General features: G+C 33.2%; 5 protein-coding genes. 4 read left to right on the forward strand and 1 reads right to left on the reverse strand.

Translation table 11 applies throughout. The features are described from left to right. The coding region (locus DP68_RS12815) for a recombinase family protein (RefSeq protein WP_035310149.1) at positions 1-1,118 on the forward strand (1,118 nt) is incomplete at its 5' end. Positions 1,119-1,264: 146 nt separating this feature from the next. Here the strand turns inward: DP68_RS12815 and DP68_RS12820 are convergent. Beyond that, complete coding sequence (locus tag DP68_RS12820) at positions 1,265-1,714, reverse strand: Hsp20/alpha crystallin family protein (protein ID WP_035310151.1); 450 nt, start codon at positions 1,712-1,714, stop codon at positions 1,265-1,267. A 295-nt stretch (positions 1,715-2,009) separates the two neighbouring features. Here DP68_RS12820 and DP68_RS12825 point away from each other — a divergent pair, with 295 nt between their 5' ends. Genes DP68_RS12825 through DP68_RS12835 form a run of 3 tightly spaced genes read left to right on the forward strand, consistent with a single transcriptional unit; the run spans position 2,010 to position 5,737 of the window. After that, positions 2,010-3,500: a spore germination protein gene (locus DP68_RS12825; RefSeq protein ID WP_035310153.1), complete on the forward strand. Its 1,491-nt coding sequence runs from the start codon at positions 2,010-2,012 to the stop codon at positions 3,498-3,500. Further along, entirely contained in the window at positions 3,501-4,646 is a 1,146-nt protein-coding gene (locus DP68_RS12830; protein ID WP_035310154.1) for a GerAB/ArcD/ProY family transporter, read from the forward strand. Continuing rightward, positions 4,646-5,737 (forward strand): Ger(x)C family spore germination protein, encoded by a 1,092-nt coding sequence (locus tag DP68_RS12835; protein WP_035310156.1) that lies wholly within the window; start codon positions 4,646-4,648, stop codon positions 5,735-5,737. Before DP68_RS12830 ends, DP68_RS12835 begins: the two co-directional genes overlap by 1 nt. The last annotated feature ends 397 nt before the right edge of the window (positions 5,738-6,134 follow it).

Here is a 6,134-nt window from a genome sequence, read left to right on the forward strand (position 1 = left end):
TCCTCTCGAGCCAACAGGAAAGCCAGTCCTTAAGCCAGAACGTAAAGCTGGGTATTCAGTATCGCTATCAGCAAGGTGAAGTCCAAGTCAACCACAAGCGTTTCCTCGGATACACCAAGGATGAAAACAAGCAACTGGTGATTGACCCAGAGGGTGCTGAGGTTGTCAAACGGATTTACAGAGAGTACCTTGAAGGAGCCAGCCTTTTACAGATAGCAAGAGGACTAGAAGCAGATGGTATTCTTACAGCGGCGGGCAAAGCAAAATGGAGACCAGAAACATTAAAGAAGATATTACAGAATGAAAAGTACATCGGAGATGCCCTTTTGCAAAAAACCTATACTGTAGATTTCCTTTCCAAAAAGCGGGTCAAGAATAACGGCATTGTTCCTCAGTATTATGTTGAGAATAGCCACGAGCCCATCATACCGCGAGAAATTTTCATGCAAGTGCAAGAAGAAATGGTCCGACGGGCCAACCTTTATACAGGAAGGAATGGTAAGAAGCGAGTTTATAGCAGTCGATACGCTTTATCCAGCATTGTCTATTGCGGCGAATGTCATGAAATATACCGACGGGTGCACTGGAACAATCGAGGATGCAGATCCATCGTGTGGAGATGCGTTAGCCGCCTGGAAGAAAAGGGTTCTGACTGCATTTCTCCGACGATAAACGAAGAGGTGCTTCAGGCAGCGGTTGTGAAAGCCATCAATGAGGTGCTTGATAGCAAGGACACTTTTCTTTCCACCTTGCAGGTCAACATTGCATCGGTCTTAAATGAAGAACACGATAAGGTCACTGATGATATTGATGCCAAATTGGATGAGCTGCAAAATGAGCTTCTCAGGCTGGCAAACTCCAAAACGGATTATAAAGAAGTGGCGGAAGAGATTTACCGCTTGCGTGAATTGAAGCAAAGTGCACTGGTTGAAAATGCAGAGCGTGAAGGAAAAAGGCAGAGGATTGATGAGATGACAGAATTCTTGAATGAGCAGTCCTACGAGTTGGATGAATATGATGAGCAGCTGGTAAGGAGGCTTATTGAGAAGGTTACGGTGTTTGAAGAGAAAATTACTGTTGAGTTTAAGTCGGGTGTTGAAATAGATGTATGGACATAGCTTTTCTGACCGACCATCAATCAGGAGATGCATTTTTATGGACTAATCTTATTAAATTCAAGAAAGTAGCAAGAAAAATAAGTAATATTAATATTTTGAAAACCAAAGCACATCGGTCATTTTATCCCGATGTGCTTTGGTTTATCTTATTCAACATTAATTGTAATACTATTGTTTGGCTTTTCTACTTTTGGAACTATAATTTTTAGCACCCCGTTTTCAAGTTTTGCTTTAATGGCATCGGGTTTGGAATCTTCTAAGTAAATAGAACGGCTCATAGAATTATAACGTCTCTCCTTGTGAATGAAATTCTTTTTCTTTGTTTCGCTGCTTTCATCTCTAGTAATAGAAATCGTTAGCTTCCCATCATTGAGTTCAACGTTGATGTCTTTTTTATCTACACCTGGCATTTCAGCTTCAATAAGGTATTCTTTGCCATTATCTTCTACATCAACTTTGAAAGTATCATAAGTGAGGGTTCTTCTAAATGGCCAATCATTTGAAAAAAAGTCATCAAGCAAGTTGTAGAAGTCCCCAATACCAGTATTGGTTGAAATTTCTTTGTTTTTTCTGTTAAAAGGTACTAATCCAGCCATAATTAACAACTCCTTTTCGTATTATTTTGTTAGCACTCTATAATGATGAGTGCTAATTATTATATATCATAGAATTGTATTAGTGTCAATACTTTTAAAAAAATATTTAAAACAAATTGAAGTATAATAATAAAACTTAAGAACTGGAAATTTTTTTTGTAAAGGTTTAAAATCACACTTTTACAACATCTTTATGGAGAATCTTTTTATAATCTAATTAGGAGAATATATTATAATTTATTGGGAAACCTAAAAAAATAGTTAGTAAAAATACAAATAATAGGAGCCTTTGAAAATGATTTTTAGAAGAAATAGTTTAAGTTCAAATAAAAAATCAACTTCAGATAGCGTCACCGAGAATCTATCAGCTGAAACAATAGAAAACCTGTTTTCTAACATGGCTGATTTCAACAAGATAAATTTAAACACACCTGGTGGTAACGAATATACTCTTCACTTTTTAAAATCCTTAATCAATGTTGACCAATTAAATTTAACTGTGATTTTGCCATTATTACACGGAAACAAAGGCAGTGTCCCTTTAAGCATTGGTTCTATCGAAGTAACAGAAATAGATACTTTACATAAGGCAATGGAGAATTTACTAACTGGCTCAATATTGATTGAAGATATAGTCCAAGAAAAGTATTGGAGTATAGTAATTCCTAGGGATTTGAGTCGTTCTATTGATACATCTCAGCAGGAAAGCATTTTATATGGGCCAAATGATAGCTTTGTTGAACAAATTGATCAAAATATAACACTTATTCGAAGAAGACTACCTATTGCACAATTAAAATGCAAAGACTTTACAATAGGTTCTATGAGTAAAACAAAGCTTTATTTAATTTATATAGATGGTCTAGTAGATTCTGAAATATTAATAACAATGGAAGAAAAAATTAGAAATATCGATTATGATGTTTTTTTAAATACGTCTGACATAACTTCATTTTTAGATGATAATAAAAACAGCCTCTTTCCGCAATACCAGTTAAGTGATAGACCTGATGTTATTGTTTCAGCTCTTTCATCAGGTAAGATATCACTTATCTTGGACGGAACTCCTTTTGTTATAGCTGCACCTATAACTTTTTTTGAATTATTTCAATCTCCAGAAGACTATGTACATCGGTGGCTAGTAGGCTCTTTTTTAAGAACTATTCGGTTTATTGCTTTTTTAATTACTTTGTTATTAGTTCCAGCTTACGTAGCAATAACTACGTATAATTATGAGATGCTTCCGCTCCAATCATTGATAATCGTACTAACCTACCGGAGTGATGTGCCATTTAACCCAGTGATTGAAGCTTTTCTAATGACTTTAACACTAGAAATTCTAAAAGAAGGTAGTTTAAGAATGCCTTCAAAAATAGGACCAAGTCTTGGAGTCGTTGGGGGTATAGTAATAGGTCAAGCTGCAATAGACAGTGGAATCGCTAGTCCTGTTCTGGTTGTTTGCGTAGCTATTTCCGGATTGGCTTCGTTTCTTGTTCCTAACTATTTAATGACAAACTCTAGTAAACTAATCCAATTCATATTTATTGGATTAGCTGGCTTGTGGGGGTCTTTTGGTATCATTCTTGGATTACTCTTTCTAGGAATTCACTTGAATTCACTTACTTCTTTAGATCGCTCTTATATTGCTCCCCTAGCCCCCTTTTATTCAAAAGACTGGAAAGATGTTATTATTCGTTCACCTGTACAATTTATGAAAACAAGACCTGAATATCTGCAAACACAAAATAAAAATAGAACCTCAAGTACAAAGGAGAACATAAAATAGATGGATATGGTTAATATTATCAATTCAAATAAATCTTATTTTTCTAGCAAGCATAAAATTGATTCTGTTATGCTTGCCTTACTGATAAATAGATTTCAAATACTTCATTTTATTATATTTTCAACTGAAAGATTAAAATATCCTCATATGGTATGGCTTATTATTCTTGGCGGAGTTATTTCACAACTTAACATTTACATATTGTCTAGATGGCTTTCAAGTCATCCAGGGAAAAAGGGTATTTGGGGAGTATACGACCTCTTTGGAAATGTATATTCTAAAATTTTTCTATTAGTTTGGTTGTGCTTTATGTTCATTAAATTCATTATTATTAGTTCATACTATGTTTATCTACTACACAAATACCTTATGACACAATACCCGAAACCAACTTTAGTACTTGTTTTAATCATTTCAAGCGTCTATTTGGCAAGTAAAGGTTTTTCAAATGCATTAAAATTTTCAGTTATTACATTTGTTTTTTCTGTTGGGATTTTTTTATTGTACATACTTTTAATGTCTGATGCTTTTGTTAGTATTCAAGATATATTTCCGTTGTTTGGAAATGTATTTAATTGTAACTTTCTTAACTCTGTGTTGTTAATATGGGGGTTCTTTAGCGGTCCCGAATATCTCATTTTAATTGGCCCTTATATTCGTTCCGATGTAAACATTCACAAATCCATGTTTATTGGAAATTTAATGACTATTATTGAGTATGTAGCTTTTTTTCTTGGTACATTTATCTTTTATGGATCCGATTTTTTACCTTATGTTCAACATAGTTATATTAATATGATTAACTTTTTGCAATTTCAATTCATACAAAGAATTGAAATGATTACCCTGCCGGTTCTTATGGTAAATTTTACTCTTTCCCTTGCTGTAATTCTACTTTCTTCTTTTAAGGCTATCCTATATATTACGGGAAGTAAAAAAAAACTAAAAGAAAATACACTTGCATTTTTTATGACAAGCTCTTTTTTTACATTCGCCTGTATTTTTTTTATCTTAAAGCTTTTTACAACTGAAATTCAAGCACTCTTTTGGGACGATGTTCTATTATACTTATCCGTATTTACTTACACTTCAATCCCAGCTATAATATTCATTGCAATTTTAGCTAAGTCACGGAGGGTAAAATAATGTCATTTTTAAAGCGATATTTTATATTTACTATGATAGTGTGTTTATTTTTGACCGGTTGTACAAAACATAGGATACCTAACAAAAATTACATTGAGAATATAGCACCTTCGGTTTTATTTTATATTCGACCAACTGATGACGACAATATAGAGGTCACTACAATTGTACCTCCTATAAAAAAAGAAGAAAGGAAAATTATAAAATCAGAAGACAGAACCTTGACAGGTGCAAGATTGAAATTAAATGCAAACTATTTTAGAGAAGTAAAAACTGGTCAATTGAGGATAGTATTTATCGATAAGAAAATAGCAGAACAGGGACTTTTTGATGTTATCAATACTTTTTTTAGGGACCCTTCCATTTCTCAGAGACTTTATTTAGCGGTAGTGGAAGGTGATATGGAAAGTTTTTTAAATACTACACTTAAGGAAAATATAGATATATTTCTCTATGAAAAAATGAATTTTAATGAATCTCAAGGAGAAATCTTAACACAAAACCTGCATTACTTTCTAAAGAGTTACTATTCTGCATATGAAGACCCTTATCTGCCCTTCTACAAAATACAAAATAATAAATTGGTTTACTCAGGTATTGCAGTATTTAACAATGATGCATTGACAGATACTTTGACACTTAAAGAAGAACGCATTTTTAGGCTTTTACACCCCTTAGTAAAATATCATAAAGTGCTACCTGTCACCATATGTGACATAATTTTATTAAACACAAAAACTACCACAAAGATAGACTTTTCAAATTCTTATAATGATGTTAATGTATCTGTAAAATTATCGTCTCACCTCGGAGAATACAAATATGCGATGAAATCTGATATACAAGAGAATTATCTGAAACTGGAAGATAGAATTCAATCTTCCTTGGAGCAAGAAGCAAAAGAATTGGTCAATAAACTTCAAAAGGCTAATAGCGATTGTCTAGGTATTGGTCGTTATACAAACACCTTAACACAAAAACCATTCACCGGAGATACATGGAAAGATAAATGGAGTAGTCTAGAATTTAATATTCAATTTGAAATGACTTTTGATGATTTGGGTGTATCGAAATGTACTAAAAACAAGTAAAATTATTGTAAATGAAAAGGCTGGTAAATACTTTTTAATGACGATAGCCACACAAAACTAATGTTAAATGCAAATAGTGTAGGAAACTCTATTTTTTCTTGCTTTATAGATTTTAAAAGCATCCTTATGTGAAACGATTGTGCAAACTGGTGAAGAAAAATATTTAGATAGGAATTTCTCTAATAAAAAGATGAGAAAGATTGTTTCAGGCAAAATACTAAGAAAATGTCTGCATATTTTTATGTCGACATGTTTCCACATACCGATAGCAATAAAAATGCTGTGGATATGTTTCCACAAACGAGAGGTCGGATATGACGTACTTGCTATCCTCTCGAGCCATGTTGAGAACGTAACTTTACTTATCAAGGACCGAAGGGACGAAGAAAAGTAATTA

This window comes from Clostridium sp. HMP27 (assembly GCF_000765165.1).
Classification (GTDB): domain Bacteria; phylum Bacillota; class Clostridia; order Clostridiales; family Clostridiaceae; genus Clostridium_AK.